Here is a 26,211-nt window from a genome sequence, read left to right as displayed (position 1 = left end):
CCAGCTAATAACAGGAGTTGGGCGCAATATCTGCGTTTATTTCACCATCCACTTCCTGCGGATCAATCCCATTGTGCTCTAAAATTTGACTGACCAGTTCAATATGCTTCAGTACTTGATCGTAGCGCTCTCCGTATTCAAAGCGAGTGACCTCAATGGCTTTAGGCATGTAGCTAAAAGCGATTTTTAGCGCCAGCAGACTATCGGCATCCATTTTGTCAGACATAGCGTATCTCCATGATGATGGCTCAGACTTACCATATCTCGTTTTTCTTCAACGATGCTAGTTTTTTCACCACTTCTGTCATTCACCTTGTAGGGTTGCCAAAATGCGACGCCCTCCAGCCTGATTACGATGCTCACACAAATAGATGCCTTGCCATACGCCCATATTCAACCGACCAGCGGTAATCGGAATGCTGACGCTGGCACCTAACAAACTGCTTTTCAGGTGCGCTGGCATATCGTCACTGCTCTCAAAGGTATGGCGATAATACGGCTCGTTTTCAGGCACGGTGTGATTAAAAAAGCTTTCAAAATCCTGGCGTACGGTTGGGTCAGCATTTTCATTGATGGTTAACGACGCTGACGTATGCTGAATAAATAGGTGTAAAAGTCCGACACTAATACTCTCCAGCTCTGGCAACTGCGACAGTATGTCGTCTGTCACCAGATGAAAACCGCGCGCTTTAGATGACAGCTGCAGCTGTTTTTGCATCCACATAACTATCCCTCTTATAAACAGCAGCAATAGAAAAGAAACGGCAATTACTGCTATTGGTTAAGACTCAGCCACTTACATCTGCTAACGATGGCAGTAAAAAGGAGACGGCAGATACTGCAGTATTCCAATGCCAGCACACCGCCATACCATTTAGCGTTGGCAATAAAAAAGGAGGCCGAAGCCTCCTAGTTTTATGCTTAGCGCATCATAGGTGGTAAACCACCACCGGGAGGCATACCACCGCCGCCCATACCACCAGGGCCACCCATTGACCCCATGGCACGCATCATCTTCTTCATGCCACCTTTGGCGGTGACTTTTTTCATCATTTTTTGCATTTGCTTGTGCTGTTTCAGTACCCGATTCACGTCCTGAATCTGGGTGCCAGAACCAGCGGCAATACGCTTTTTACGCGAGCCGTTAATTTTGTCGGGAAAGCGTCGTTCATCACGGGTCATGGAGCAAATAATGGCTTCCATTTGCTTAAACTGACCTTCAGCAGCGTTAGTCTGCTTAGCCATAGCACCGATATTGCCCATGCCTGGCAGCTTTTCCATCATGGAGGTCAAACCGCCCATGTTTTTCATCTGCTGGATTTGATCCAGGAAGTCTTCCAGATCAAAGCCTTTGCCTTTTTGAATCTTCTTGGCCAGTTTATCGGCTTTCGATTTATCAATTTTGCGCTCGGCTTCTTCAATCAGGGTCAGTACATCACCCATATCAAGAATGCGCGAGGCCACCCGGTCTGGGTGGAACGGCTCGAGGGCATCGGTTTTTTCACCCATGCCCATAAATTTAATCGGCTTGCCGGTAATGTGTCGTACCGACAGCGCCGCACCGCCACGAGCATCACCGTCGGCTTTGGTCAGCACCACACCGGTTAATGGCAGTGCTTCGCTGAAGGCACGAGCGGTGTTGGCAGCATCCTGACCCGTCATGGCATCCACCACAAACAGGGTTTCGACCGGTGTAATAGCGGCGTGCAAACGCTGAATCTCAGCCATCATGGCATCGTCGATGGCTAGGCGACCGGCGGTGTCTACCAGCAGCACATCCGCCTGGGCGCGACGCGCGGCATCGATAGCGCCATTGGCAATATCCACCGGGTCTTGATCTGCGGTGGACGGATGGAACAAAGCACCCACCTCACCAGCCAAGGTCTCTAGCTGCTTGATCGCGGCTGGACGATACACGTCAGCCGATACCACCATGACTTTTTTCTTCTCACGCTCGGCCAAATACTTAGCCAGCTTGCCCACCGTGGTGGTTTTACCCGCGCCCTGCAGGCCAGCCATTAACACCACAGCCGGAGGTTGAGTAGCGAGATCAAGACCTTCATTGGCCTCGCCCATCACACTCATCAGTTCCTCATGCACAATTTTGAGGAACACCTGGCCTGGGTTCAGGCTCTTCAGCACTTCGGTGCCGACGGCTCTGTCCTTAACCTGATCGGTAAAGGCTTTCACCACCGGCAGCGCCACATCAGCTTCTAACAGCGCCATGCGCACTTCGCGCACGGTACCTTTGATATTGTCTTCGGTGAGCTTGGCCTGGCCAGAAATGCTTTTCAGCGCATTGCCAAGGCGGTCGGTAAGACTCTCAAACATCTCTTATGACTCATGCCCAATAAAATAGAGCGCCAGTATACCGGCATGTCCGATCAACTGCGACCGCCGTGCCCGTCACTGCACAAAAACTGTACCCTGCTCGGCGCCCTGATGCACAAATAACCACCACTAAAGGGGCACGGACAATGCTTTCCCCCTTGCCTGCCATGTGCGACACTGCTGGCCTTGCGAGTGGTTCGCATTAGGGAGAGTGTGATTTCTGTTATGACAGGGTTCATGTTTGCTGTTCCGGCAGCAGGTTTGTATCTGTTCAGTGCCATCCGCCAGTGGCTAACACTGCGCGGCCAACGCCCAGCTAATCGAGGGCTGGTACTGACTGCCGCCATGGTGGCCTCGCTGCTGCATTTAGGCTACATAGGCACCGATATGCTGTTGGGCGACAGCATTAACTTTGCGTATTTTGAAGTAGGCTCATTGATCTGCTGGGTGATTAGCTTGCTGCTGATTTTTTCCAGCTGGCGCAAGCCGGTCGACAATCTGTTTATAGGCCTATACCCCATGGCAGCCTTGATTCTGCTGTTGGCTGCCGCGTCCGATCAATACCTGCCTCTGGCCCATGTGAGTTATGGTTTGGCCTGGCACATACTGCTGGCGATTTTGGCTTACAGCGTGTTCACCATCGCTGCCGTGCAAGCCGTATTGTTGTACCTGCAAGACAGAAACCTTAAACGCCATCAAACCCGTGGCCTGCTGCAATCTTTGCCGCCGTTGCAAACCATGGATCTGCTGCTGTTTGAAATGATTTGGCTGGGCATGCTGCTGTTAACCGCGGCATTTGTCATTGGCTGGCCTTATGTCGTCGATCTGCAAGAGCAGCATCTGCAGCACAAGGTCATCCTATCGCTGATTGGCTGGGCTGTGTTTGCGGTATTGCTACTAGGCCGCTATCGCTATGGCTGGCGCGGTGTTGTCGCCAGTCGCTGGACCTTAGCCGGCACCGGGTTGCTGGTATTGTCTTACTTCGGCTCGCAATTTGTATTGCAGATCGTGCTGCAACGCTATTGACAGCTCACCGGCACTGCCTATGATGACGGGACCTTAGTCCATACAGGATCCCGTCTTGAACGACGTTCCCTTAAGTGTGTTATTCGGCATACTTACCCTCTTAATTATCTTTTCCGGATTTTTCTCCAGTTCTGAAACCGGCATGATGTCGCTTAACCGCTATCGCTTACGTCATCTGGTGAAAAACAAACACAAAGGCGCAGAGCGCGCTGCCAGCTTGCTGGAAAAACCAGACCGACTGATTGGTACCATCCTTACCGGCAACAACCTGGTGAACTTTGCTGCCGCTGCTTTAGCGACCATCATCAGCCAGAGGCTGTGGCCCGACAACCCGGATCTTGCGGTGTTCGTCAACACCATATTGTTTACTCTGGTGGTGCTGATCTTTGCCGAGCTAACGCCTAAAACCCTGGCCGCCATTGCGCCGGAAAAAATCGCTTTTCCCGCAGCGCCCTTACTGGCCGGTTTACAGTGGATGCTGTATCCCTTTGTCTGGCTGGTAAACACCATTGCCAACGCGTTACTGCGATTGGTGCGGGTTGACGTCAACAACCCCACCCCCGACAGCCTTAGCACCGAAGAGCTGCGTACCGTCGTGCGCGAAGCTGGCTCCATGATTCCTAGCCGCCACAAGCATATGCTGCTCAGTATTCTCGATCTTGAGAAGATGACCATCAATGACATCATGGTGCCGCGCAGCGAAGTGGTAGGCATCGACTTGGATGACAACGAAGAAGCCATCTTGGATCAGCTCAGCAGCACCGAGCATACCCGCTTGCCGGTCTATCGCAGCGAGCTAAACCAGGTGGTTGGGGTACTGCATACGCGCAATGTCAGTCGTTTTTTGACCAATGGCGATAATCTGCGTGATGGCATAGTGGCCGCTTGTCGCGAGCCTTATTTCATTCCAGAAAGCACACCACTGCATACCCAGCTGTTTAACTTCCAGAAGAATCAGCGCCGTATCGGCCTGGTGGTGGATGAATATGGCGACATCCTGGGTATCTGTACCTTAGAAGACATTCTCGAAGAGATTGTCGGTGAGTTCACCACCGATGTGGCAGCCGCCCAATCGCCCGACGTTCATCCACAGGCCGATGGCAGCTACATCATCGATGGCACCGGCTTTGTGCGCGATATCAACCGTGCCCTGGGCTGGGAGTTGCCCACCGACGGCCCTAAAACCTTTAGCGGCCTGATTGTTGAAACCCTGGAGTTTATTCCTGAAAGCCCGGTGTGCTTAAAGCTGATGAACTATCGCATCGAGATCCTCGAAATTGCCGATAACATGATTCGCAGCGCTCGGGTGACGATCGCCCGCTAAACATTGCTTGTCTTATTCGCCCCTGTTCACCGCAACAGGGGCTGAACCGCTGCCAAAATCCCGCTACAATGCGCGTTTCTTTTGAACAACTGGCAGTCAAATTCCATGACCGACACAAGCGCACGCAAAATTCTGGTAACCAGTGCCCTGCCGTATGCCAACGGCTCGATCCACCTAGGACACATGCTGGAATATATTCAAACTGACATTTGGGTTCGTTTTCAAAAGTCGCGCGGTCACATGTGTACTTACGTGTGTGCTGACGACGCGCATGGTACTGCCATTATGTTGCGCGCAGAGAGTGAAGGCATCACGCCCGAGCAGCTGATCAACAACATGAAAGCCGAGCACGAGCGCGATTTTGACGAGTTCCAAATTGAATTCGACAACTTCTACTCCACTCACTCGGACGAAAACCGTGAGCTGGCGGCAAAGATTTATCTGGCCTGTCGCGACAAAGGCCACATCGCCACGCGCAACATCAAGCAGCTGTATGATCCGAAAAAAGAGCTGTTTCTGGCCGATCGTTACGTGAAAGGCGAGTGCCCTAAGTGCGGCACCGGCGATCAGTACGGTGATAACTGCGAAAGCTGCGGTGCCACCTACACACCGGCTGAGCTGAAAAATCCGTTTTCGACCATTTCTGGCGCCACGCCGATCGAAAAAGAATCCGAGCACTACTTTTTTAAGTTGCCAGATTTTGAAGCCTTCTTAAAAGAGTGGACACGCAGCGGCACACTGCAAGACGAAGTGGCCAACAAACTGGCCGAATGGCTCGATAGCGGCCTGCAAGAGTGGGATATCTCCCGCGATGCGCCTTATTTTGGTTTTGAAATTCCAGAAGCACCTGGCAAATACTTTTACGTCTGGCTGGATGCCCCCATCGGCTATATGGCCAGCTTTAAAAATCTATGCGACCGCCGCGATGACTTGAACTTTGACGACTACTGGGCCAAAGACTCAGACGCCGAGCTGTACCACTTTATTGGCAAAGACATCGTCAACTTCCATGCCCTGTTCTGGCCATCCATGCTGTCGGCGGCGGACTACCGTACGCCCACCGCAGTCAACGCTCATGGTTTTGTTACCGTCAATGGCGCCAAAATGTCCAAGTCACGCGGCACCTTTATTAAGGCCCGCAGCTACTTGAATCACTTAAACCCCACCTATTTGCGCTACTACTTTGCCGCAAAACTGGGCAATGGCATTGACGACTTCGACCTCAACTTCGAAGACTTTATCCAGCGCGTTAATACCGACCTGGTGAATAAGCTGGTCAATATCGCCAGTCGTACCGCCAACTTTGTTAAAAAATCGGGCGGCCAACTCAGCAGCGAATGTGCCGAGCCACAAATGCTGCAGGACTTTATTGATCGCGGCGATGTCATTGCTGAGCATTACGAAAAGCGCGAATACAGCCGCGCCATCCGCGAAATCATGGCGCTGGCCGATCGCGCTAATGAATACATCCAAGAAAAAGCCCCTTGGGCGATGAATAAAGAAGAAGGACGCGAACAGGAAGTATTAGAGGTTTGCTCTGTTGCTATTAACCTGTTCCGCCAGCTAATGACTTACTTGGCTCCGGTATTACCCGAACTGGCTGATAAGACCTGCCAGTTCCTTAATATCGATAACCTCAACTGGGATGAGCGTCAGCAGCTATTGTTAGGCCATAGCATTAACAAATTTAAGCCGATGCTGAATCGTGCCGAGTTGAGCCAAACCGAAGCGGTACTGGAAGACACCCGTGCCGAGCAAGAAAAAGAAGCCAAACTGAATAAGCCCAAAGATGCTGCTCCGGCCAAAACAGAGAAAAAATCCAGCAAACCGGCCAAACGTGACGATGACTCCGAGGCCATAGCCGACGAGATCCAGTTTGATGATTTTGCCAAGGTCGATTTGCGCATTGCTCGCATTGTTAATGCCCAGCATGTAGAAGGCGCTGACAAATTGCTGCAGCTAACCTTGGACATCGGCAATGGCGAAACGCGCAATGTCTTCTCTGGCATTAAATCGGCGTACCAGCCAGACGATTTAATTGGCAAGCTGACGGTGATGGTCGCCAATCTGACACCGCGTAAAATGAAGTTTGGCCTGTCTGAGGGCATGGTACTGGCGGCAGGCCCTGGCGGCAGCGATATTTGGCTGCTAGAGCCCCATGACGGCGCTCAACCCGGCATGCGTGTCATGTAAAACCATCAACGCCGGCACTTGCCGGCGTTGTTTTATTGAGCCTCGCTTCTTTAATTAACAGCTGGCCCAGGAGGGTCATTATGGTTCGTATCAGCCTGCTACTGTCACTGCTATTACTGCCCGGATGGGCATTGGCGCAGACATTTTTATGGAACGTCAGCAAAGGCGATCAGCATTTGACCTTAGGCGGCACGATTCATTTATTAACCGCTGACGACTATCCGCTGCCGAGTGAATTTGAGCAGGCTTACCAACAAGCCAACACCTTGGTATTCGAAACCGATATCCAGGCCTTAAGCCAGCCGAAAATTCAGCAACAGATGACGCAACGCATGATGTTGCAACCCGGACAATCATTGCCAGCCATGCTCAACGATGAAGCCAGACAAGCATTAATTAACTACCTGGAAAGCAGCCCGTTAAGTATGGATCAGCTGCGCGATTTCAGTCCGCAGTGGGTGTCTCTGGTTATTACCGTCACTGAGCTGCATCGCCTTGGTATGAGTGAAGAAGGTGTTGATGCCTATTTTGATCGCCGTGCCCGCCAGCACGGTAAGTCCATTAAAGAGCTGGAAAGCGTCATCGAACAACTCGAGTTTATCGCCACCATGGCCGAAGGCCGAGAAAGCGAATTAATATTACAAACAGTCGCTGATACACGCATCTTAGCGCAGCAAATGGATGGTCTTCGCCAGGCCTGGCGCCAGGGTGATCGCGAGCAATTACGTCAACTCGGCCTGGATCCCATGCGCAAGGATTACCCTAAGGTATACCAAAGCTTGGTGGTGAAAAGAAATCAGAATTGGCTGCCACAAATTGAGCAATTATTACAATCTGGACAGCATCCTTTAGTGCTGGTCGGAGCATTACATCTGGTCGGACCCGACGGATTGTTGCAACAGCTGCAGCAGCGGGGTTACACCATTACTTACTATGGAGATAAATAAATGAACTCAGTATGGACTGTGCTGTTGTCCGTATGTTTGCTATTTAGCGTTAGCGCCAACGTGGATGCCAAGCGACTCGGCAGTGGCGGCGCTGGCAAAAGCTACAAAACCCAGCCAAAGCAGACTCAACAGCAAAGCCAAAATACTAATGGCAACAACAGCACCACAGCACCACAAAAACGCAAGAGTATGATGCCAGCCATATTAGGTGGCTTATTGGCCGGTGGTTTGTTTGCCTACTTGTTAGGCGAAGGCGCATTTGAGGGCATGCAACTGATGGATTGGCTGCTGATCGCTGGCGTACTGTTGTTATTGTTTAAGCTGTTTAAAAAGCCGCAGCCACGGTCGCAACCACGTTATGCCCACGACGGTCCGCCGCTAACAGCAGAGAATCAGGATATTCCTCAGGCCAGCGTCAAACCACAACCCATTGAGCTGCCAGAGGGCTTTGATCAACCAGCATTTTTAGCCGCCGCATTAGAGCACTATCGCACTCTGCAGCAAGCCTGGAATGACGGTGATATGAGCGTTATTCGTGAATACGTCGCGCCGCAATTATGCGAAGCATTAGAGCAACAGCGACGCAGTCTGATGGTACCGCCTCGCACCGAAATTTTGGAGCTGAGTGCCGATATTGTACGTGCCGGTCGCGATGGCCAAACGGCTTACATCAGTGTGCTGTTTAAAGGGCGCTGCAAAGATGACCTAGAGCGCAGTGAAGATGGCATCTTTGATGCGTGGCATTTAGAGCGGGCCTTGGATCAAGACAACGCTCCGTGGATGGTGGTCGGCATCGAAGCCGAATAACACGATACATCGATCATGCGGCGTTTAACGCCGCATTTTTTTCACCTTTTTTAATGCCATATTGCGCTTTAACACCGACAAGTGGTCAATAAACAAGGTGCCTTTTAAGTGATCAATCTCGTGCTGCATCACTACCGCGAGAAAATCATCACGACTCACACTGATGGCATTGCCGTCACGATCTAACGCATTGACCGTCACACGGGCGTAGCGCTCAACGTCAGCGGAATAACCGGGTATCGACAAACAACCTTCCGGGCCAACGGCTGAACCGTCAAACTCATCAATGCTGGGGTTAATCAGAATCAGCGGATCATTTTGATCATCCGATAAATCGATCACCACCACGGCCAACGACTCACCCACTTGCGGTGCCGCCAAGCCAATGCCGTTTTCTGTGGCATACAGGGTTTCTAGCATATCATCGATCAGGGTTTGCACCTGGGCAACGTCTTCTACCGGCTGAGCAGGCTGTGCCAGCACCGGATGAGGGGCGGTTAAAATCTCTCTAATCATGGCTTTGCTCGGTCAAAAGCGGGCATCATACCCGAAAACACCACAACATCACTGCAACTCTCTGTTACTACAGCAGGAATGTCACATGCCTATGGCTTAGACCGCCGCATCTGTCATTGATCACTAGATTTAATATATGGGTTCGTTACCTTGGCATTACTTTGTATATTGGAAGTCAGCCTTTGCTGAATGCTCTCACCCTGAGTACCTTGGCCACCGCTAGCATAACGATAACTGTTATCTTGGCTATTAAAGGTAAACGTCTGCTTAGGAGTAGACGGATTAAATCCAAAACCAGGATTTTGTTGATTGGCCATAACATTGCCCTGAGCAAGATTGTTCTGGGCTCCGAAATAGCTCAGCTGATTCTCAGGCTTTTGAAAATTGAACTCACTCATCTGTGCGCTTCCCTGAGAGAAGTCCTTTTGCTGAATTACCCCCTGATCAAGACTATGCATACTGCGCTCAAATGCACGCGCACGGTTTTGGGCATCAAGAGTACTACGCTGCGCTTTGCTACCATCTACATCCGTGTCTTGTGTGGATTGACGACCACCATACGTGTCACTAAATGAACTGCCATAGCTGCCGCGATGCATATCTGGATTATTAATCGCCATGGTCAGCCCTTTATCATAGGCCTCTTGACTATTATTCTGATTTGAAAGTTTGAGGCTTTTCCCTGAGGGATTATGATCATTATTAGCAGGCCAAGCTCCTTTGGCTTTAGGCAATGTAGGGAACTGTATACCACCATAACTGGCATCGCGATTATAGGTTCCGATATCAAACCCCTGCAAAGAATCTTTTCTTCTGTCTTCGCGACTCAAATCTAAAAACAACCCTTGTTTTCTATACCCCTGCAATATTTCATTATCTTTGTTGCCCACAAATTCTCCCATCTGTCCGGTATTGTTGGGCTGATACTGATGAAACTGTTGCGTACCTTCATCATACGAATACATTTTGCCCGTGGGCTTAAGCATATGCTGATTGGTGGGTACACGATCACCAGAATTATGAAACCTCTGGTAGTCTTGATTGCTCATTTGAAAATAATCGCCTGACGATTGCATACGGGTATCCAGGTGGTCTTGCCCCCAAGGAACCTTAGAAAAGCTCTGAGAATCAATCCTGACCCGCATTTGGCTCTGATGATCAAGCGGCTGAAACTGACTATGTACACGCTCGCGCTGTCGTTCTATTTCATTTATCTGATTGCTCACCTCCTCCATGTCCATATCGATCGATGAGCTCGATTTATCTCTAGGAGATTTTGGATTCATGATCAGATTCCTCCCTGATATCTGTTACTGCAATCCCAGTCTGGCTACCCAGACCTCACTACAATTGGCCACCCATACCGAGCACATTCTGTTATTACCAAGTCGTGCTGACTGGCCATAAGCCATCCACAGCCATAATTCCAGGATGCACAGATTCTCTAGCAACGCTTATTGACCAAGATTTAGCCAGACCATATCGCTAAATAAAAAGATTCCTTGTGCAGCCCGGCAGATGAGATCCAGTCATTGCCAACCGGTATTAAAATGCAAAACAGATACCATGACCTTAGGGCCGGTTAACAGGCTCTAGTACGTCCAAACTAACGCCAGCCACCGGATCCTTACACTGAGATTGTACCTTCCGGGTCATTATCTACCCGCAACAACAACCTCAGACAGCCCATCTATGGCCAACACTTATTCAATCACCAACGCTGCAAAAAAAAATCGTCACATTAGGTACTCATGAGCCTTAACCCAGGATCTCCCTTAGTACATTCAACCAACGTATAGCTCCCACATACGTTGATAAAATTGTGAGCGTGCTATCAATCTTGTAGCACAGAGAAAGACATCTCTACTGGACCTTTGACACAAATCCCGCTAGCATCCACCGCCCTAATCAACCTCCAACCAGACTGGTGGCTTTATGTAATCTCCCACTTCAACACATCGATGCAGAGCCTCTGTAGGCCGCATGACGTCTGAAGTTTTTGGAGATTATATAATGGATACACGAGTTAAATACCCGCGCACACCGCATTTGCCCTGGTCACCCGGCGCCAGCCATGACGATGTTTATCTAGCCGATATCAACCACTTTATTGGCAAGCACGTCGTTATTACCGAAAAGATGGATGGTGAAAACACCTCCCTGTATTGCCATGGCCTGCACGCCCGGTCGCTCGACAGCCGCCACCATCCATCGCGCGATTGGGTTAAAGCGCTGCACGCCCAAGTTGGCTATCGAATTCCGGCGGGCTGGCGAATTTGTGGCGAGAACTGCTTTGCCCAACATTCAATTGGCTACCACAACCTAGACAGCTACTTTTTGGCCTTTTCCATCTGGAATGAACACAACCTGTGTTTGCCTTGGGCACAAACGCAAGACTTCTTGCATAAGCTGGGTCTAACGCCAGTACCGGTGATATTTGAGGGTCTATTTGATGCCGAGGCCGTGCAGCAAATCTGCCTGGATACCAAGGTATCGGAAGGCTATGTCGTACGCAGCGCCGGTGAATTTGCCTTTGCTGATTTTGCCAACAACGTTGCCAAATGGGTGCGCAGCCATCACGTCCAAAGCGAGCAACACTGGATGCATCAAGCCGTTATAGCTAATGGCTTAAGGAGCCCATCATGAGCCGCCCAAATGCCCAGCAACAGCGTTTAAGTGAGTGGTTTGAGCACCTTGCTGATAGCCAACACACCAACTTGTGCGAAGCCATTGAAGTACTCGCTGACGACTTGCCCTGGTTACGCCGCTTAGCGGATACGCCACAAGATCCGCAATGGCATGCGGAGGGCAATGTCTTTATCCATACACAAATGGTGCTGGATGAGTTGTATAAAATATTAGCCAGCAAAGCCTTTACCCGTGAGGAAACATTGCTGCTGGTATTGGCGGTGATTCTGCACGACATCGCAAAACCCGAAACCACCCGTAATAAAGAAATAAACGGTATTAATCGCGTGGTGGCCAGCGGCCATGAAGAGCTGGGTATGGCCTATTTGGCCCCGCGTATTGCCCACTGGCCGCTAACACATCGGCTAAAAACACACTTATTGGGCCTAGTGGGTGCCCATCAAAAGCCCAAACTACTGGTGGTAAAAGACGGCGCCCGCCATGATTACTTTAACCTGGCTCGACAGGCACCCTTGTATTTGTTTTATTACCTGGAACTGGCCGATATGCGTGGCCGGATTTGCGATGACCTTAGCGGTCAAATTGAACTGCTAGAGCTGTTTAAGTTGTATGCTAAAGACTTTGGCTTTTGGCGCAGCGATGTTGAAGATGTGTGGCTGAAGCAAGCAGAGCAAGCCCTGCCAATGCACAGCGATAAGGCAAAAAACTATTTAAGCCAGCACAGCCTGCTGTGCTTCTCGCAAGGGAAAATCTCTCAGCCCGAAGAAGGCATTGCCATGGGCTTTGGCCAACGTGACAGTCATGGCCACTTAGAAATTCTGGTAGGCATCAGCGGCAGCGGCAAAAGCAGCTGGATCAGCAAACATAGAGCCGACTGCCAAGTCATCAGTCTAGATGAGCTACGCCAGCAGATTAACGGCGACCGACAAGACCAAAGCAACTTTGGCAGCATTATTCGTGAGGCGAAAAAGCGTTTAAAAGCGGCACTGGCAAACGGTCAGCATGTGATCTGGGATGCGACTAGCTTACGGCTAGATTTTCGTACGCCGCTGGTAGATATTGCCCTCGCCTATAAAGCCAAAGTCAGCCTTATCTGCTTTTGGGTTCCACTGCAGCAGCTGCAGCAACAAAACGCCTCTCGGCAATATTCTGTGCCCAATGAAGTCCTACAAAAGCAGCTCTATAGCTGGCAATGGCCACTGCCGAGCGAGGCCCATGAGTTAATTTATGTGGACGGCGATGGCAAGACCTTGCGTTAGGCCATGGCAGTTATAAGGGCATCCAGCAACGCAAGCTTTACTTGTACAAAAAAGGCCAGATATTCTGGCCTTTTTTCAATCAGACAACAGCACTTGGGCCTGTTAACAAGCCCTAGCACATGGCCTTTAACTTGGTCTCTACCAAATCAATAGCCACGGTATTTTTGCCGCCCTTGGGAATAATTACATCGGCATATTCTTTAGTCGGCTGAATAAAGCTGACGTAGCCCGGGCGCACGGTTTTTTTGTATTGCTCGATTACTGACTCTAGGCTACGGCCGCGTTCCACGGTGTCGCGCTTAATACGACGCAGCAAACAAATATCCAGCGGTGTATCGACAAACAGCTTTAAATCAAAGGTATCGCGCAGATTCTTATGGGAGAACAGCATAATGCCTTCAATAATGATGATCCGTGTTGGATTGATCACCACCGTCTCTGGCTTGCGGGTATGAATGGTGAAGTCGTAACAAGGTGCGTTTACGCTGTTACCCTGCTTTAATTGCTCCAAATGCTGCTGCAGCAGGTCATGCTCCATCGAATTGGGATGGTCATAATTGGTTTTTTCGCGCTCTTCCATGCTCAAATGAGACTGATCAAAGTAGTAGCTGTCTTCAGAAATAACCTGAATGTGCTCAATTGGCAGACGTTGCTTAATGGTTTTAGCCAGCAGGCTTTTACCGGACGCCGAAGCGCCAGCAATGCCTACCAGTAAAGGGCGTTGAGTGGTTGATGTCATGTCGTACTTCTTACGTTAACTACCAATGATTACAGGGAAAGACTGATAAACAAGCCAGCGATGGTGGCGCTCATCAGGTTAGCCAGGGTACCGGCAGCCACGGCTTTCAGGCCCAGGCTGGCAATCTCTTTTCTCCGTGATGGCGCGATTACACCCAAGCCACCCAGCAATACTGCAATCGATGCAAAGTTGGCAAAACCGCACAACGCGAAGGTGCTAATGGCTTGTGAGATCGGCTGCATCGACCCTTTCACCTGCATAAATTCACTGTAGGCGACAAACTCGTTAAGAATCAGTTTTTGCCCGATCAAAGAGCCCACGGCATTGATATCGACAGACGGCACACCAATCAGCCAAGCGACGGGTGCAAACACATAGCCCAGCATGGCTTGGATGGTGATATCTGGATAACCAAACCAGCCACCAATGCCGCCCACGGCTCCGTTCAGCAAGGCAATCAAACTGATAAAGGCAATCAGCATGGCGCCGATATTGACCGCTAGCTTAAGGCCATTACTGGCACCGGTGGCTGCGGCATCGATGGCATTGGCCGGCTGCTCAATCTCCGCCAGCTCCTCGGCGTCTTCGATGTTTTTAGGCTGCTGTGTTTCAGGGATAATGATCTTGGCCATTAACAAGCCACCCGGTGCCGCCATAAAACTGGCAGCAATCAGGTACTTCAGCTCCACGCCCATAGCGGCGTAACCGGCCATCACGGAGCCTGCAATCGACGCAAGGCCACCGACCATAATGGCAAACAGCTCAGAGCGGGTCATATTCTTGATGTAAGGACGCACCACCAGCGGCGCTTCAGTTTGGCTGACAAAGATATTGGCCGTGGCCGATAACGACTCGGTCGGGCTAGTGCCCAGCAGCCGCTGCAACCCGCCACCCAGTACACGAATAATGGCCTGCATGATGCCAAAGTAATACAGCACCGCCACCAAGGCGGAGAAGAACACCACAATCGGCAACACCTTAAAGGCAAAAACAAAACCGCCATTGGGGAAGACTTCAAACATCTTGCCGCTCACCAAGCCACCGAACATAAAGCCGATGCCCTCATTGGCATAAGAGATAACATTGGCCACCGCCGAGGTCACCAAATTCAGCGCCGCCTGGCCAGCCGGCACAAACAGCACCAAAGCGCCAAAGACAATCTGAATACCAAGAGCACCTACGACGACCCTCTTACTAATGGACTTTTTATGCTCAGACAGCGCAAAGGCGGCTGCCAGCAATACGAGGATACCGACCACGCTCATGAGGACGCTCATGCATATGCTCCCAGAAAATACGATAAGGAATTACCCCAACGAATTGGGGCCTTTTGGCTGGGCGCGGATTCTACCAGAACTGCCGGCATGAATAAGCCATTATATGAATCCGAGATGAATGGCAGGATCGGCAGGAATGAGCAGGCTCGCTGGTGGTGTTTTTATCAATAGATATTTAGGTGGCGACTTGAGCAGCGTGCCCTATGACCTCCTTGAGGTTAGCCCTCACGTCGGGCGGGCGAACGACTGAAAGTGTACATTGAGGCAGCTTCTGCCAGGCATAAAGCAAGCGGAAGCGTCCTTAACAAACGCAGCTTCATGCAATAAGTGAGCATTGAGTCGGACTAGCGCACGAGTGCTTTTTAACGCAGCAGAAACAACTCAGATTATTTAAACGCCAAGCCCTATGCCCTCCTTGAGGGATCTTATCCCTCACGCCGGGCGGGCGAACTCCCTGCTTTGCGCTGCACAGGCCGTGATTCCTGAGTTACCAATGCTGTGGTCGCCGCATCACAAAAAGCCTACGTCCTTGTAGTCCTTTTGTTGGCGCTGCCGTCCTGGCAGCCCCTGCGGGCACAGCCATTGCCAATTCAGGCGGCCTGCTAAGGCGCGGAAAACCTGGGCGCAAGAGCGTAAACACCCACCTCTCAGCTCTATCCAAAGCCAGACCAGCGACAAGCCACCCCACCTACCTCAATGCAAAGACATACCGAGATACAATCCGCCAAGTCACAGAAACCTGGCACGCTTTTACGGTTGGGTTGCCTGCATTTCCATAGGGTGGTAGCTTAAACGTCTGAAAAATCAGTGGATTAGCTCTAGAGTGCCAGAACTTTGAGGCGTGGATAGTAGACAAGCACGCTTTTCCAGGAGGGAATATGAAAGAAAGGGAGACATCCAATTGTAAATCAATGGTTTGGCAGAGATATCTCGAATGGTTCTAGCTGCAAAACAGGCAAGCACACTATTAAAACTGTTACATGCACTAATGCTGAGAGATCGAAGTGTTAAAACCAACCGTCAAGGAATCAGGGACAACCGAGCGAGAAAGGTATCTATCTAAGCTATCTGAAGATGTCTTTTTTGGTCTTTGGTCTTTTCCAAATGTCTATACGAACGAGGGGATTTCTAAATCAGGTGTTGGTAAAGAGCTTTGTGATCTTCTAGTTGTGTTTCAAAATAAGCTACTCGTCTTTTCCGACAAGGATATCGCATTCAATCCTGATGCGGATTTGGATGTTGCTTGGAAAAGATGGTTTAAACGAGCCGTGATAAAATCATCGAATCAGCTTTATGGTGCTGAAAAATGGTTAAGATCTCATTCAGAACGAATCTTTCTGGATAAATCATGCGCTAATAGATTTCCAATAAATCTATCCGAAGAAAAATATGAAATTCATCTGATCGCAGTTACCTGTAATACGGCAGAACCAGCCGGAAGGTATTTTGGGGGAGACAGCTCAGGAACTTTCTATCAAGTATATCCATTAGATGAGAAAGACTGTTTGGAAAAGCCATTTATTATCGGCGATTTATATCCAGAAAAAACATATGTACATGTCCTAGATGAAATCACCCTAGATCTTTTATTAGAAGAGCTTGACACCATTTCTGACTTTGTGGGATATCTTGAGGAGAAAGAAAGAGCTATCAGGGAAGGAGAGATTATTCAGGCTGCAGGTGAAGAAGAGCTTTTAGCACACTATTACCGTGGGCGGAGCGAGTCAAATACATCAGGAAGAATGATTCACCCAACCGGAAATCTAGATAAGGATGGTCCAGTTTCATTATCTGAAGGGCTATGGTCAGAGTATATTTCTGAAGAAGAGTATGAATTGTTCCAGAGGTTTACCAAAGAAAGTGCCACATGGGACAAGTTAATAGAAAGATTTTCATTCCATATTCTGGAAGGTAGTGTTGGTAGAGGTCAGGATTTAGAATTCGAGTACCATGAGCGTGCAGTTCGTCATTTAGCATCAGAAAGTCGCTTCTCTAGATATTTATTGTCAGTGGCTTTCGAAGAAAAATTTGCCGAAGTTCCGCCCAATAGGCGTAGTAGCAGGTTGATGTTTTCTCCATTAGATAAAGATAAACTCTATGTTTTTCTTTTCTTGCCTAGAGATGATGGTCAAGATTATAAGGAATATAGAGATGAACGGATCTCACATATTGAGGCATATGCTCTAGTTGCAAAATACAGATATCCAAGGGCCAAGGATGTCATCGTTATTGCTACCGAGCCAATTATGGCTGACGGGAGATCAGAAGACATATTTTCAATCGAGTTCGACAATGAACTTTCAAAGGAAGAAGAGTCAGAAGCCAAGAAGTTAATGGATGAAGAGCGAATACTCAATGATGTGTGGACGCAACGATATAATCCTATTGTGCCTCAACGAAACAAACCATACCGAAATAAGGCAGCTAAGTACGGCAGGAATGAGAAGTGTCCTTGTGGATCGGGAAAAAAATACAAAAAGTGCTGCATGTAACAAGTTGCTGAACACGGAAAAAATACTCGCTTCGCTCCCATTTCTCCGGTGAGCAAGGCGCTATGTAACTTAGCAAATAAGCAAACTATGAATTTTGGAAATATTTCTCTAAGCCATGTAGCCATAAGCTGTTCGTCGCTGGAAGATTCTATATCTTTCTACACAGAAACGCTTGGCTTTAAAGTCAATGAATCCCTTGGTAGAAATAGGGGTAATATTAAAATAGATTTAGGAAGTGCAACGTATTTAGAGCTGTGCCCTTTTGAAATGTACAAGTCTTCAAATCAGGGTAGCATTGCCCACTTTGCCATAAATGTTTTCTCTTTGGAAAAGACTATCAAATACTTATCATCAAAAGGTGTACCAACCATCAGAGGGCCATTTGAGATAAAAAGTCCAGATGGTTTCAAAACTTCAAGGATTGTAGCCTTTATTTCTGGTCCTGATGGAGAAGAAATAGAGATAGTGCAAAACAACGTTACATAACAAGGCGCACCACTGGGACGGTGATCTTGCCCCGATTTAATGGAAGGAACAAACCGGACATCCACTCCAACTCCTAGACCAAGTCGCTCATCTCTCGGTTTCGCGGGGAGGTTTTCCGCGCCTTAGCAGGCCGTCTGAGTTGGCAATGGCTGTGCCCGCAGGTGCTGCCTGGATTGCAGCACCAGTCAACATCCTGCCGGGATGTAGGCTGTTGGCGTTGCGGCGACCACAGCATTGGCAACGAAGGAAAAACGGCCTGCACAGCGCAAAGCAGGGAGCTCGCCCGCCCGGCGTGAGGGATAACCCCAAGCAGTGCATGGGGCTTGTCGGAAAAATGTAGGTACGCATTAAACCTGTCACAAACTAGACAGCCACGATAATAGTAGCCTCAATCGCGCCGCCCTAATTATCAAGGCTGACGGGCTTCAGGGTAATCCAGCACGGCATCGTTGGAAAAAGAAACCATCAAGCGCTTGATCGGAGCATGCCCTGAATTACCTGCAACGCGATTTTACTGCTGAGACGGCTAATGCAAAGTGAGTAACAGGTATCACATCCATCCACACAGCCCAAAATTGGCTGCATCTTGCTGTGATCATTGATCCTCACAATGGCCTAGCCAGTTGTTGGCCACTTTTATACATAAACTAAAAAACCCGCTGCAGCGGGTTTTTATTTAGCGAAAGTGGTTATTTCCAAGTAGCGGTTAGCGACATACCGGAACGATAGCCCGTGTTAATAGTCACTATCCAATCACCGGCAGATGGATTATTCACTGAACAACTGCCTGATGCCGCAGAGATGATACTACTACAACCTTCACCATTTGCATTGGAAACTGTCAGATTTCCATTACCTGAGGCACCACTGGTTACCACATCAAGCGATGTCATTCCCTCTGGAGTCGTTACAGTGAAAGACAAAGTTGGCTGGCCATAGTCCCAGAACCACCAGCGGTAGTAATCGGCAACATCGAAGCTTTCGCTACCACTGATAGGATCTGGATCAACAACGCCATCCAGCGCTTGCAATACCTTATCCGCATCGACGATACCGCTACCACAGCCTGTGCAGTTATCTGTCAGAGGATTTGTGTAGTTTGAGTTCTTAAGTATTTGCTCAACCTCATCTGGAGTAATATCTGGTTTCTTTTCATACATCAGTGCAACCACACCAGCAATATGAGGCGCTGCCATAGAGGTTCCAGGTTTTTCTAAGTACGCGTCGCGCTGTGGGCCGTTCGTTCCACTATTATCAGTAGATAAAACACCAGCCCCCCATTCACCACCGGGCGCGGTAACATCTACCACACTGCCATAATTTGAGAAGCTAGACTTCGCAGCATTGTTATTACTGGCTGCAACGTTCACTACGCCATCGCAGTTACTCGGCCTAAAGTTAGCTGCATTTGCATTACTATTACCCGCCGCCACAACAACAGTTGCACCTTTAGAACGAGCAAAATTAATCGCGCTTTGATAAGTGCCGTCACATTCACCACCGCCACCCAAGCTCATATTGATGACTTGAGCGGGGTTTTGGTTAGCAGGAACACCAGCGACACTGCCACCCGCCGCCCAAACGATACCGTCAGCAATATCAGATAAGTTACCACCACACTTACCTAAAACACGTACCGGTACAACTTTGGCGTCATAAGCAACACCGGCCACACCGATGCTATTATTGGTCACCGCTGCAATCGTCCCTGCGACATGAGTGCCATGCCACGAACTATCGAGATCATAAGGAGGATAAGGATCTTCGCCAGGGTTAACAGGACATTCGCCCTTTTCCATGCGATCACCCGGATCTTTGGCATCGTCATCACGGCCATCGCCGTCGACAGAATAAAACGTATCTGTGATCATATCGTAGCCAGGCAAAAGGTTGCCGACCAAATCTTCATGCGGGCGATAACCGGTATCCAAAACCGCAACGGTAACACCTTTACCAGTAGCGCGCTCCCAGGCATTAGGCAGATTGATGCCCGCCTGTTGATCGAAGTAGTGCCACTGATCGGCATAACGTGGATCATTCGGTGTAGAAAAAGCCCGCATAATGGCGTCTTCTTCAATATGAGCCACAGCTGGGCTTTCTGATAATTCTTCAATGCGTTGCGACAATTGCTCTTCACTGTCCGCCGTCACGGTAATCACATGATAACCATCCATCAACATAGAACGCTGATAGGCAACATCACCACGAGCCAGCATTTGCCGCTGAGCTGCCATCACGTCCATCCCCTGGGCGGACATAGTGCTGACCTGACTGGCATCTGGGTACTTAACGATAAATCGTTTAGTCACTTCAGCCTGTGCATTTGCTCCCATAACCGCTAGAGCCAGAATGGATGTAGCCATTGCTGTTTTCTTCGTTAACAACTTCCTAGAACTCATATTGAGCCTTCCTTTCACTTATATATTTTTAGTTATTAATTCGACAAAAAACATCGAACTGAAAAATAAAATACCAATAAGCAAACATTTATTTAATGGAAAAAAGGACAAAATAAGTGCCAATCAGGCCAGTCGAACAAAAACAGAATTTAATGCAATAATTTATAAAATCAGTCTAACCCACAAATACTACTTTATTGGTTATATGAAAATAACGCAAAAATATATACAGCAGAATGCATTTACATTCCAATACATTTCAACAAATAAAGCCACACAAAGAACACCCACGCTCAAATTTCAAAGGCAAAAAACAACCGACAACCTAGCAGTAAAAATATAGATTCAAGACAACCAGCATCATGACCCATAACGCCAGAGGCTTCTAACCGAATAAAAACACGCAAAAAGCCTGACTAAATAAATATGAGATACTATTACTCAGACAAAAATTAAAAAATCAGAAGGACAAACCTTGTAGAACAAAGATCTACTCGAAGAGCTATCACAGATAAAGACTTGGCAAAAAACGCCACACAGTCTACAAGTAGAGAGGAGATCCAAATAAAGAAGGAGCACTAGGATAGTGATTTATAAGGGAGGATCTCTAGATATAAAACTTAATATTTGACACTAGAGTCGAGTGTTTTCTAGGCACTAGAGTAAAAATCAATCCATAGCAGCTTAAATAAACTATGGGATCACACCGAGGTTAGCTAATGATCCAATAAAACTCAGGATTCAGGCTTTGCTCTTCTCATTACACTGTCTGCGGTGAGCGACAGAACCAATTCTAGCGATGTAATACAATCTTGTTGCTGCGAAGACAGCTCATTCGCGACAGAAAATCGATAAAAACCAGGAATGCCCATAGGCATGATTTCATCGACGACGACATCGCAGTCGCGCATGGACACTTTGACCGTTTCAGTTATTTCATCACTAGGCCACTGCTGAGAGTCTGCCGCTACTTTCATTATCCATCGACTATTCATTTGAGAAAGACTCGATACCGATAAGATAACACCCAATGTCAACAGCGAAAATTTAATCATAAACACAGCATCCAAAAAGGCCCGCCTAAGCGGGCCTATTCACGATCAGAAATTACTTCCAGCTAGCTTTAACAACCAGGTTGCTGTTCCAGCCAACCGCATCGAAGCTTACAGTCCACTCACCTTCAGCCGGTGCACCGATGCTGCAGTTACCTTTAGAGAATCTAATATCTGCAGTACAAGAGCTGCCATTCTCATGAGACACGGTCATGCTACCACGACCCAAGGCAATGAAGGCAGACTTGTCGATAGCAACGTCAAGTACTGACATACCCGCAGGAACAGTAATAGTAGTGCTCCAGCTCAATGGCTTGAACTTGAAGTTATTTGGTATGGCGACGTCAACGCTGCCTGGTTCACCGCTACCGTCATCCAAAGACGCCAGTACTTTATCGGCATCAACAATACCAGCACCACAGCCAACACAGTTGTCGGTCAGTGCGTTAACGTTGTCACTATGAGTCAGCGCTTTTTCAACTTCGTCTGGAGAGATGCCCGGCTTCACTTCGTGCATCAAGGCAACCACACCAGCAATATGAGGTGCTGCCATAGAAGTACCTTGCTTAGTCAGATAAGCATCAGCTTCTGCTGCGGTCTCCCCTTCGTTGTCTGTAGACAAAACACCATTTGGATCGTTAACGATACTCCACTCACCGCCTGGTGCAGTCACATCAACCGCATCGCCGGTATTTGAGTACCAAGCCGTAGCACCATCAATATTGTTAGCTGCTACGTTAACGACACCATCACAGTTACCCGGAGTAAAGTCATTTGCATTGCCCTGGCTGTTACCTGCCGCCACAACAACAGTGGTACCTTGAGAGCGTGCATAGTTGATCGCTTGTTGTGTGATGTCACCACAAGCACCGCCGCCACCCAAGCTCATATTGATGACTTGCGCAGGATGACGGTTAACAGGCAGTCCCTGAACCTCACCACCAGCAGCCCAAACAATACCGTCAGCAATATCAGAAGTGTAACCACCACATTTACCCAGTACACGTACTGGAACAACTTGAGCGTTAAATGCGACGCCTGTCACACCCATCTCATTATTACCAACGGCAGCAATAGTGCCGGCAACGTGAGTACCATGCCATGAGCTTGGGTAATCACGTGGCGGATAGTCATCACCACACTCACCTTTAGCCATGTGGTCACCTGGGTCGGTAGCGTCGTCGTCACGGCCATCGCCATCAACAGACACAAACTCATCCGAGATCATGTCATAACCTGGCAGGATGTTACCCATCAGGTCTTCATGAGGACGATAACCAGTATCCAGTACCGCGACAGTTACGCCCTTACCGGTCGCACGCTCCCATGCATTCGGCAGGTTAATACCGCCTTGCTGATCAAAGTAGTGCCATTGATCCGCATAGCGTGGATCGTTTGGAGTGAAGAAAGCACGCATAACACGGTCTTCTTCAATAGACAGCAACGCCTTGCTGCCTGCTAACTCACTCACACGCTGCTGCAGTTTCTGCTCGTCTTCTGCAGTAACCGTGATGACATGGTAATCTTGCAGCGTCATAGCACGCTGATATTCTACGCCCTGCTGCTTCAACAATTGTTGCTGTTCGGCTTCAACATTAAAGCCCTGCTCAGACATGGTGCTCATCTGGCTAGCAGATGGATACTTCACAATATATCGCTTTGTCAGCTCGGCTTGAGCACTAGCACTCATAATTGCCATTGACAACAGTGATACCGCAAATACTGAGTTTTTTGTAATTAACTTCTTAGAACTCACTCTGAGCCTTCCTTATTATTTGTCATTGTTGTCCCGATCACCTAAGTAATCAGCTCGGTAGTCACGTTATCAACAAAAGTCATCAAACTGTAATAGAGTAAAAAACGAAATAAGTGACAAACTCGGCATTTTTATTTTTTTTTGTACCTTTTGCCGGACCGAATATCCCACTCGAGTCAAACTCGTCTCATCTCATTTTCTTAGTGATTATTAAAATAGCAGAAATACGCCAAATACTTTCTCTCATGACTTGATTCACAAATTGGTGATTTTTTGCTCGACCAGTCACACCTTCTCACTAAAATCGCCGCTGATTTCAATGAGGGAGAAACCAGCATGAGTCGTATATGGCTTAGCTTATTAATAACAATAGTATTAACTGGTTGCGGTGGAGACACAGTAGGTGAAGGCCGCGACATCAATGATGACAACCCAGTTACCGATGATTCGGACAGCGGCTCCGGCAACGACAACGATTCCGGCAACGACAACGATTCCGGCAACGACAACGATTCCGGCAACGACAACGATTCCGGCAACGACAGCGATTCCGGCAACGACAGCGATTCCGGCAACGACAGCGATTCCGGCAACGACAACGATTCCGGCAACGACAACGATTCCGGCAACGACAACGATTCCGGCAACGACAACGATTCCGGCAATGACAACGATTCCGGCAACGACAACGATTCCGGCAACGACAACGATTCCGGCAACGACAACGATTCCGGCGACGGAAGTGATAAAGATGACAATAGCGGCTCCGACGATAATGATAACGGAGACGACAATAACGATGGCTCAGACGACAACGATTCTGGCAGTGATGATAACTTCTCCGGAATTGCCCATGACTGGGACTGCAAAGCAGCGAGCCTAGATAGCTTTAGTCATGAAGACTTTGCTGCCACCGTCGCCGCGGCAGAAAGCCAGTGCGTCAACGGCCTGTTTTCTTTAACTGGCCCACAAGCAGCTCGCACTTTCGCTCAAGCCAGAATGGAAACTGTGGCCAAACATATTGCCGGTTCGAAGCAACCTAGCGAGTCGTCAGTGTTATTTCTGCGTGCTGGCTTATATGTACAGTGGTACCACAAAGACGACGTAGGCGAATACAGCAGTAGTTTGCGCGACGCCACACAAAAGGCATTAACAACTTTATTATCAACTGATCGTATCGAAGGAAAAGCTGACAGTTTGCTGTCTGAATCCGTCACTTTGATCGACAGCTCAGGATTAAATACTCAATTCGTTGATACTCTGATTCAAATATTAGAATTTTATCCAAAGTCTGATCGCGATAATCGCAGTCGCAATGTTGCCACTAATAACGTGTTCACTGTGCTATTCCGTGGCCACTATCAAGATGACTTTGTCACTGATCAGAAGAAAACACAGAAGTTGTTAGCTGCCGTAGCACACTTTGCCGAGCAGCAAAAATCTCTGTTAGGTACCGATAACGCTTACCTGGCTGAAAATGCGTATCGCGAATATGCACGTTTTTTACAACACGACAGTCTTAAATCAACACTGCGCCCACAGATTAAATCTTGGCTGCAAACGTTACCCAGCTCTGGCGATCAATCCGGTGCCTGGTTGGCACTGGCAGATGTCACCAGCAGCTACGACGATTGTAACTATTACGGCATCTGTAATTTCGAAAAAGAGCTTGAGAGCAGAATTTTGTCCATTGAACATAGCTGTGGCAACGTAGCCGCTGATATTCGTGCACAAAATCTGACTGCTGGCCAACGCCAGGAGGTGTGTAACACTTTGGCCGATCAGGCTAAGCGTTTCCATGATCTGTTTAATACTCAGTACCAGCCAGTTGCCGACGACTATAACGACCGTCTGGAAGTGATCATTTTCGACAGCTCGTCTGATTACAAAAAATATGCTGGTTTGTTCTTTGGCATTAGCACCGACAACGGCGGTATGTACCTGGAAGGAAATCCTTCAGATCGAAATAACCAGGCTCGATTTATCGCCTACCGTGCCGAGTGGATAGATGACTTTGCGGTATGGAACTTGCGCCATGAGTTTACCCACTATCTGGATGGCCGCTTTAACCTATACGGCACCTTTGGCCGCTCACAGGGCTTCCCCACCACTTGGTGGACCGAAGGCATGGCGGAATACGCGACTCACCTGGATGATAACGATGCTGCAATTGAAGCAGCTAAGCGTCAGAAAGTAGCATTGAGTGAAGTACTGCAAAACACCTACAGCGACGGCACCGAACGTGTTTATCGCTGGGGTTATTTGGCAAGCTGGTATATGAAAACCGTGCAAGCAAACACGACTCAACAATGGCTAACGGCGATGCGTCAAGACCGCTTTGAAGATTACAAGCGTGACCTAGAACAGCTAGGAAACCGTTACGACGCTTCTTTTTCCAACTGGTTGGATCAACGTATTGCCGAGTACGACAAAAACCAAGGTGGATCAGACAATGGCGGTGATAACGGTGGCGGTACCGATAACGACGGCCATGATGCTCCAGACTACCAGCTCAGCGTAAATGAGCCGCGTCGGATCAACAGCAGCGAAGGAATCTATTTCTTGATCCGCGTGCCAGAGAATGCTCGTAACCTGCGCATTACCACACAAAACGGCAGTGGCGACGTGACGATTTACAGCAGAAGCGACAACTGGCCAAGCACGACAAACTACCAGCATCAAGCTAAGGGCCATGGCACCCAAGCGACTCTGTTTATCGATAACCCAGCATCCGGCAACCTGTTTTTGCAAGTAGATGGTAACTATCGGAATGTGGATCTGAGTTATAGCTTCGACCAGTCCAGTAGCGCTAGTCGCACTTGGTAAACCTTGTCAGGGGTTCGAGTTGAGCAATAGCTTTGCTCCAACCTAGGGCAATGGTCGCAACCAATAAAAAAGCGGGGTTTATCCCCGCTTTTTTTTTACTTTCGGCACAAACTTTGCGAGATTGCTGATCCA

Annotated in this window: 21 protein-coding genes; 11 read left to right on the top strand and 10 right to left on the bottom strand. The window is 48.7% G+C overall.

Going from position 1 to position 26,211, the window contains the following annotated elements:
* Positions 1 to 4 precede the first annotated feature (4 nt).
* From AC55FS_RS07520 to ffh, 3 genes are all read right to left on the bottom strand, one after another.
* On the bottom strand, positions 5 to 226 hold the full coding sequence (locus tag AC55FS_RS07520; protein ID WP_496935457.1) for a hypothetical protein: 222 nt from the start codon (positions 224 to 226) through the stop codon (positions 5 to 7).
* Between the two features lie 78 nt (positions 227 to 304).
* Positions 305 to 724 (bottom strand): secondary thiamine-phosphate synthase enzyme YjbQ, encoded by a 420-nt coding sequence (locus AC55FS_RS07515; RefSeq protein ID WP_496935456.1) that lies wholly within the window; start codon positions 722 to 724, stop codon positions 305 to 307.
* A 197-nt stretch (positions 725 to 921) separates the two neighbouring features.
* On the bottom strand, positions 922 to 2,331 hold the full coding sequence (ffh, locus tag AC55FS_RS07510; protein ID WP_496935455.1) for a signal recognition particle protein: 1,410 nt from the start codon (positions 2,329 to 2,331) through the stop codon (positions 922 to 924).
* A 225-nt stretch (positions 2,332 to 2,556) separates the two neighbouring features.
* Here ffh and AC55FS_RS07505 point away from each other — a divergent pair, with 225 nt between their 5' ends.
* The 5 genes from AC55FS_RS07505 (at position 2,557) to AC55FS_RS07485 (ending at position 8,628) form a co-directional block, all read left to right on the top strand.
* Positions 2,557 to 3,357 carry a cytochrome C assembly family protein gene (locus AC55FS_RS07505; RefSeq protein ID WP_496935454.1) on the top strand — a complete coding sequence of 267 codons (801 nt, stop codon included), beginning with the start codon at positions 2,557 to 2,559 and terminating at the stop codon, positions 3,355 to 3,357.
* Between the two features lie 55 nt (positions 3,358 to 3,412).
* Complete coding sequence (locus tag AC55FS_RS07500; protein WP_496935452.1) at positions 3,413 to 4,681, top strand: HlyC/CorC family transporter; 1,269 nt, start codon at positions 3,413 to 3,415, stop codon at positions 4,679 to 4,681.
* A 105-nt stretch (positions 4,682 to 4,786) separates the two neighbouring features.
* On the top strand, positions 4,787 to 6,874 hold the full coding sequence (gene metG, locus AC55FS_RS07495) for a methionine--tRNA ligase (RefSeq protein ID WP_496935451.1): 2,088 nt from the start codon (positions 4,787 to 4,789) through the stop codon (positions 6,872 to 6,874).
* An 80-nt stretch (positions 6,875 to 6,954) separates the two neighbouring features.
* A complete protein-coding gene (locus tag AC55FS_RS07490; protein WP_496935450.1) occupies positions 6,955 to 7,821 on the top strand; it encodes a TraB/GumN family protein in 867 nt (288 codons plus the stop codon).
* Positions 7,822 to 8,628, top strand: coding sequence for a Tim44 domain-containing protein (locus tag AC55FS_RS07485; RefSeq protein WP_496935449.1), 807 nt, complete (start codon positions 7,822 to 7,824; stop codon positions 8,626 to 8,628).
* 24 nt (positions 8,629 to 8,652) lie between these two features.
* On the opposite strand, the gene def is transcribed toward AC55FS_RS07485, so the two are convergent.
* Positions 8,653 to 9,144, bottom strand: coding sequence for a peptide deformylase (gene def / locus AC55FS_RS07480; protein WP_496935448.1), 492 nt, complete (start codon positions 9,142 to 9,144; stop codon positions 8,653 to 8,655).
* Between the two features lie 113 nt (positions 9,145 to 9,257).
* A complete protein-coding gene (locus tag AC55FS_RS07475) occupies positions 9,258 to 10,430 on the bottom strand; it encodes a hypothetical protein (RefSeq protein WP_496935447.1) in 1,173 nt (390 codons plus the stop codon).
* A gap of 727 nt (positions 10,431 to 11,157) precedes the next feature.
* Here AC55FS_RS07475 and AC55FS_RS07470 point away from each other — a divergent pair.
* Together AC55FS_RS07470 and AC55FS_RS07465 are read left to right on the top strand one after the other, a co-directional pair.
* On the top strand, positions 11,158 to 11,790 hold the full coding sequence (locus AC55FS_RS07470) for an RNA ligase family protein (RefSeq protein ID WP_496935446.1): 633 nt from the start codon (positions 11,158 to 11,160) through the stop codon (positions 11,788 to 11,790).
* Complete coding sequence (locus AC55FS_RS07465) at positions 11,787 to 13,052, top strand: AAA family ATPase (RefSeq protein ID WP_496935445.1); 1,266 nt, start codon at positions 11,787 to 11,789, stop codon at positions 13,050 to 13,052. Before AC55FS_RS07470 ends, AC55FS_RS07465 begins: the two co-directional genes overlap by 4 nt.
* Positions 13,053 to 13,164: 112 nt before the next feature.
* Here the strand turns inward: AC55FS_RS07465 and udk are convergent, their stop codons facing one another.
* Entirely contained in the window at positions 13,165 to 13,791 is a 627-nt protein-coding gene (gene udk, locus AC55FS_RS07460) for a uridine kinase (protein ID WP_496935444.1), read from the bottom strand.
* Positions 13,792 to 13,820: 29 nt separating this feature from the next.
* Entirely contained in the window at positions 13,821 to 15,068 is a 1,248-nt protein-coding gene (locus AC55FS_RS07455; protein ID WP_496935443.1) for a NupC/NupG family nucleoside CNT transporter, read from the bottom strand.
* A 1,004-nt stretch (positions 15,069 to 16,072) separates the two neighbouring features.
* Between AC55FS_RS07455 and AC55FS_RS07450 the strand changes: the two genes are divergently transcribed.
* Entirely contained in the window at positions 16,073 to 17,560 is a 1,488-nt protein-coding gene (locus AC55FS_RS07450) for a YecA family protein (protein ID WP_496935442.1), read from the top strand.
* Positions 17,561 to 17,647: 87 nt separating this feature from the next.
* A complete protein-coding gene (locus AC55FS_RS07445) occupies positions 17,648 to 18,046 on the top strand; it encodes a VOC family protein (RefSeq protein WP_496935441.1) in 399 nt (132 codons plus the stop codon).
* Between the two features lie 689 nt (positions 18,047 to 18,735).
* On the opposite strand, the gene AC55FS_RS07440 is transcribed toward AC55FS_RS07445, so the two are convergent.
* Complete coding sequence (locus tag AC55FS_RS07440) at positions 18,736 to 20,409, bottom strand: S8 family peptidase (RefSeq protein ID WP_496935440.1); 1,674 nt, start codon at positions 20,407 to 20,409, stop codon at positions 18,736 to 18,738.
* On the opposite strand from AC55FS_RS07440, the gene AC55FS_RS07435 reads away from it, so the two are divergent.
* Positions 20,396 to 20,788, top strand: a complete 393-nt coding sequence (locus AC55FS_RS07435) for a hypothetical protein (protein WP_496935439.1) — start codon at positions 20,396 to 20,398, stop codon at positions 20,786 to 20,788. The genes AC55FS_RS07440 and AC55FS_RS07435 overlap by 14 nt on opposite strands.
* 391 nt (positions 20,789 to 21,179) lie before the next feature.
* Here AC55FS_RS07435 and AC55FS_RS07430 read toward each other — a convergent pair whose 3' ends face one another.
* Together AC55FS_RS07430 and AC55FS_RS07425 are read right to left on the bottom strand one after the other, a co-directional pair.
* On the bottom strand, positions 21,180 to 21,500 hold the full coding sequence (locus tag AC55FS_RS07430) for a hypothetical protein (RefSeq protein ID WP_496935438.1): 321 nt from the start codon (positions 21,498 to 21,500) through the stop codon (positions 21,180 to 21,182).
* 52 nt (positions 21,501 to 21,552) lie between these two features.
* The gene (locus AC55FS_RS07425) at positions 21,553 to 23,145 is read right to left on the bottom strand and encodes a S8 family peptidase (RefSeq protein ID WP_496935437.1); all 1,593 of its coding nucleotides are present in this window, start codon (positions 23,143 to 23,145) and stop codon (positions 21,553 to 21,555) included.
* Positions 23,146 to 23,589: 444 nt separating this feature from the next.
* Here AC55FS_RS07425 and AC55FS_RS07420 point away from each other — a divergent pair, with 444 nt between their 5' ends.
* Complete coding sequence (locus tag AC55FS_RS07420; protein ID WP_496935436.1) at positions 23,590 to 26,079, top strand: M9 family metallopeptidase; 2,490 nt, start codon at positions 23,590 to 23,592, stop codon at positions 26,077 to 26,079.
* Positions 26,080 to 26,211: the final 132 nt, after the last annotated feature.

The organism is Bacterioplanes sp. CLAM21, from assembly GCF_059641015.1.
Note: the sequence above shows the minus strand (reverse complement) of the source record. Positions and strands in the feature narration are given on the sequence as shown.

Bases quoted from the DNA above. Each gene is read 5' to 3' on its own strand.
- AC55FS_RS07520 (WP_496935457.1), bottom strand. From the start codon at position 226: ATGTCTGACAAAATGGATGCCGATAGTCTGCTGGCGCTAAAAATCGCT.
- AC55FS_RS07515 (WP_496935456.1), bottom strand. From the start codon at position 724: ATGTGGATGCAAAAACAGCTGCAGCTGTCATCTAAAGCGCGCGGTTTT.
- ffh (WP_496935455.1), bottom strand. From the start codon at position 2,331: ATGTTTGAGAGTCTTACCGACCGCCTTGGCAATGCGCTGAAAAGCATT.
- AC55FS_RS07505 (WP_496935454.1), top strand. From the start codon at position 2,557: ATGACAGGGTTCATGTTTGCTGTTCCGGCAGCAGGTTTGTATCTGTTC.
- metG (WP_496935451.1), top strand. From the start codon at position 4,787: ATGACCGACACAAGCGCACGCAAAATTCTGGTAACCAGTGCCCTGCCG.
- AC55FS_RS07490 (WP_496935450.1), top strand. From the start codon at position 6,955: ATGGTTCGTATCAGCCTGCTACTGTCACTGCTATTACTGCCCGGATGG.
- AC55FS_RS07485 (WP_496935449.1), top strand. From the start codon at position 7,822: ATGAACTCAGTATGGACTGTGCTGTTGTCCGTATGTTTGCTATTTAGC.
- def (WP_496935448.1), bottom strand. From the start codon at position 9,144: ATGATTAGAGAGATTTTAACCGCCCCTCATCCGGTGCTGGCACAGCCT.
- AC55FS_RS07475 (WP_496935447.1), bottom strand. From the start codon at position 10,430: ATGAATCCAAAATCTCCTAGAGATAAATCGAGCTCATCGATCGATATG.
- AC55FS_RS07470 (WP_496935446.1), top strand. From the start codon at position 11,158: ATGGATACACGAGTTAAATACCCGCGCACACCGCATTTGCCCTGGTCA.
- AC55FS_RS07465 (WP_496935445.1), top strand. From the start codon at position 11,787: ATGAGCCGCCCAAATGCCCAGCAACAGCGTTTAAGTGAGTGGTTTGAG.
- udk (WP_496935444.1), bottom strand. From the start codon at position 13,791: ATGACATCAACCACTCAACGCCCTTTACTGGTAGGCATTGCTGGCGCT.
- AC55FS_RS07455 (WP_496935443.1), bottom strand. From the start codon at position 15,068: ATGAGCGTCCTCATGAGCGTGGTCGGTATCCTCGTATTGCTGGCAGCC.
- AC55FS_RS07445 (WP_496935441.1), top strand. From the start codon at position 17,648: ATGAATTTTGGAAATATTTCTCTAAGCCATGTAGCCATAAGCTGTTCG.
- AC55FS_RS07435 (WP_496935439.1), top strand. From the start codon at position 20,396: ATGGATGTAGCCATTGCTGTTTTCTTCGTTAACAACTTCCTAGAACTC.
- AC55FS_RS07440 (WP_496935440.1), bottom strand. From the start codon at position 20,409: ATGGCTACATCCATTCTGGCTCTAGCGGTTATGGGAGCAAATGCACAG.
- AC55FS_RS07430 (WP_496935438.1), bottom strand. From the start codon at position 21,500: ATGATTAAATTTTCGCTGTTGACATTGGGTGTTATCTTATCGGTATCG.
- AC55FS_RS07420 (WP_496935436.1), top strand. From the start codon at position 23,590: ATGAGTCGTATATGGCTTAGCTTATTAATAACAATAGTATTAACTGGT.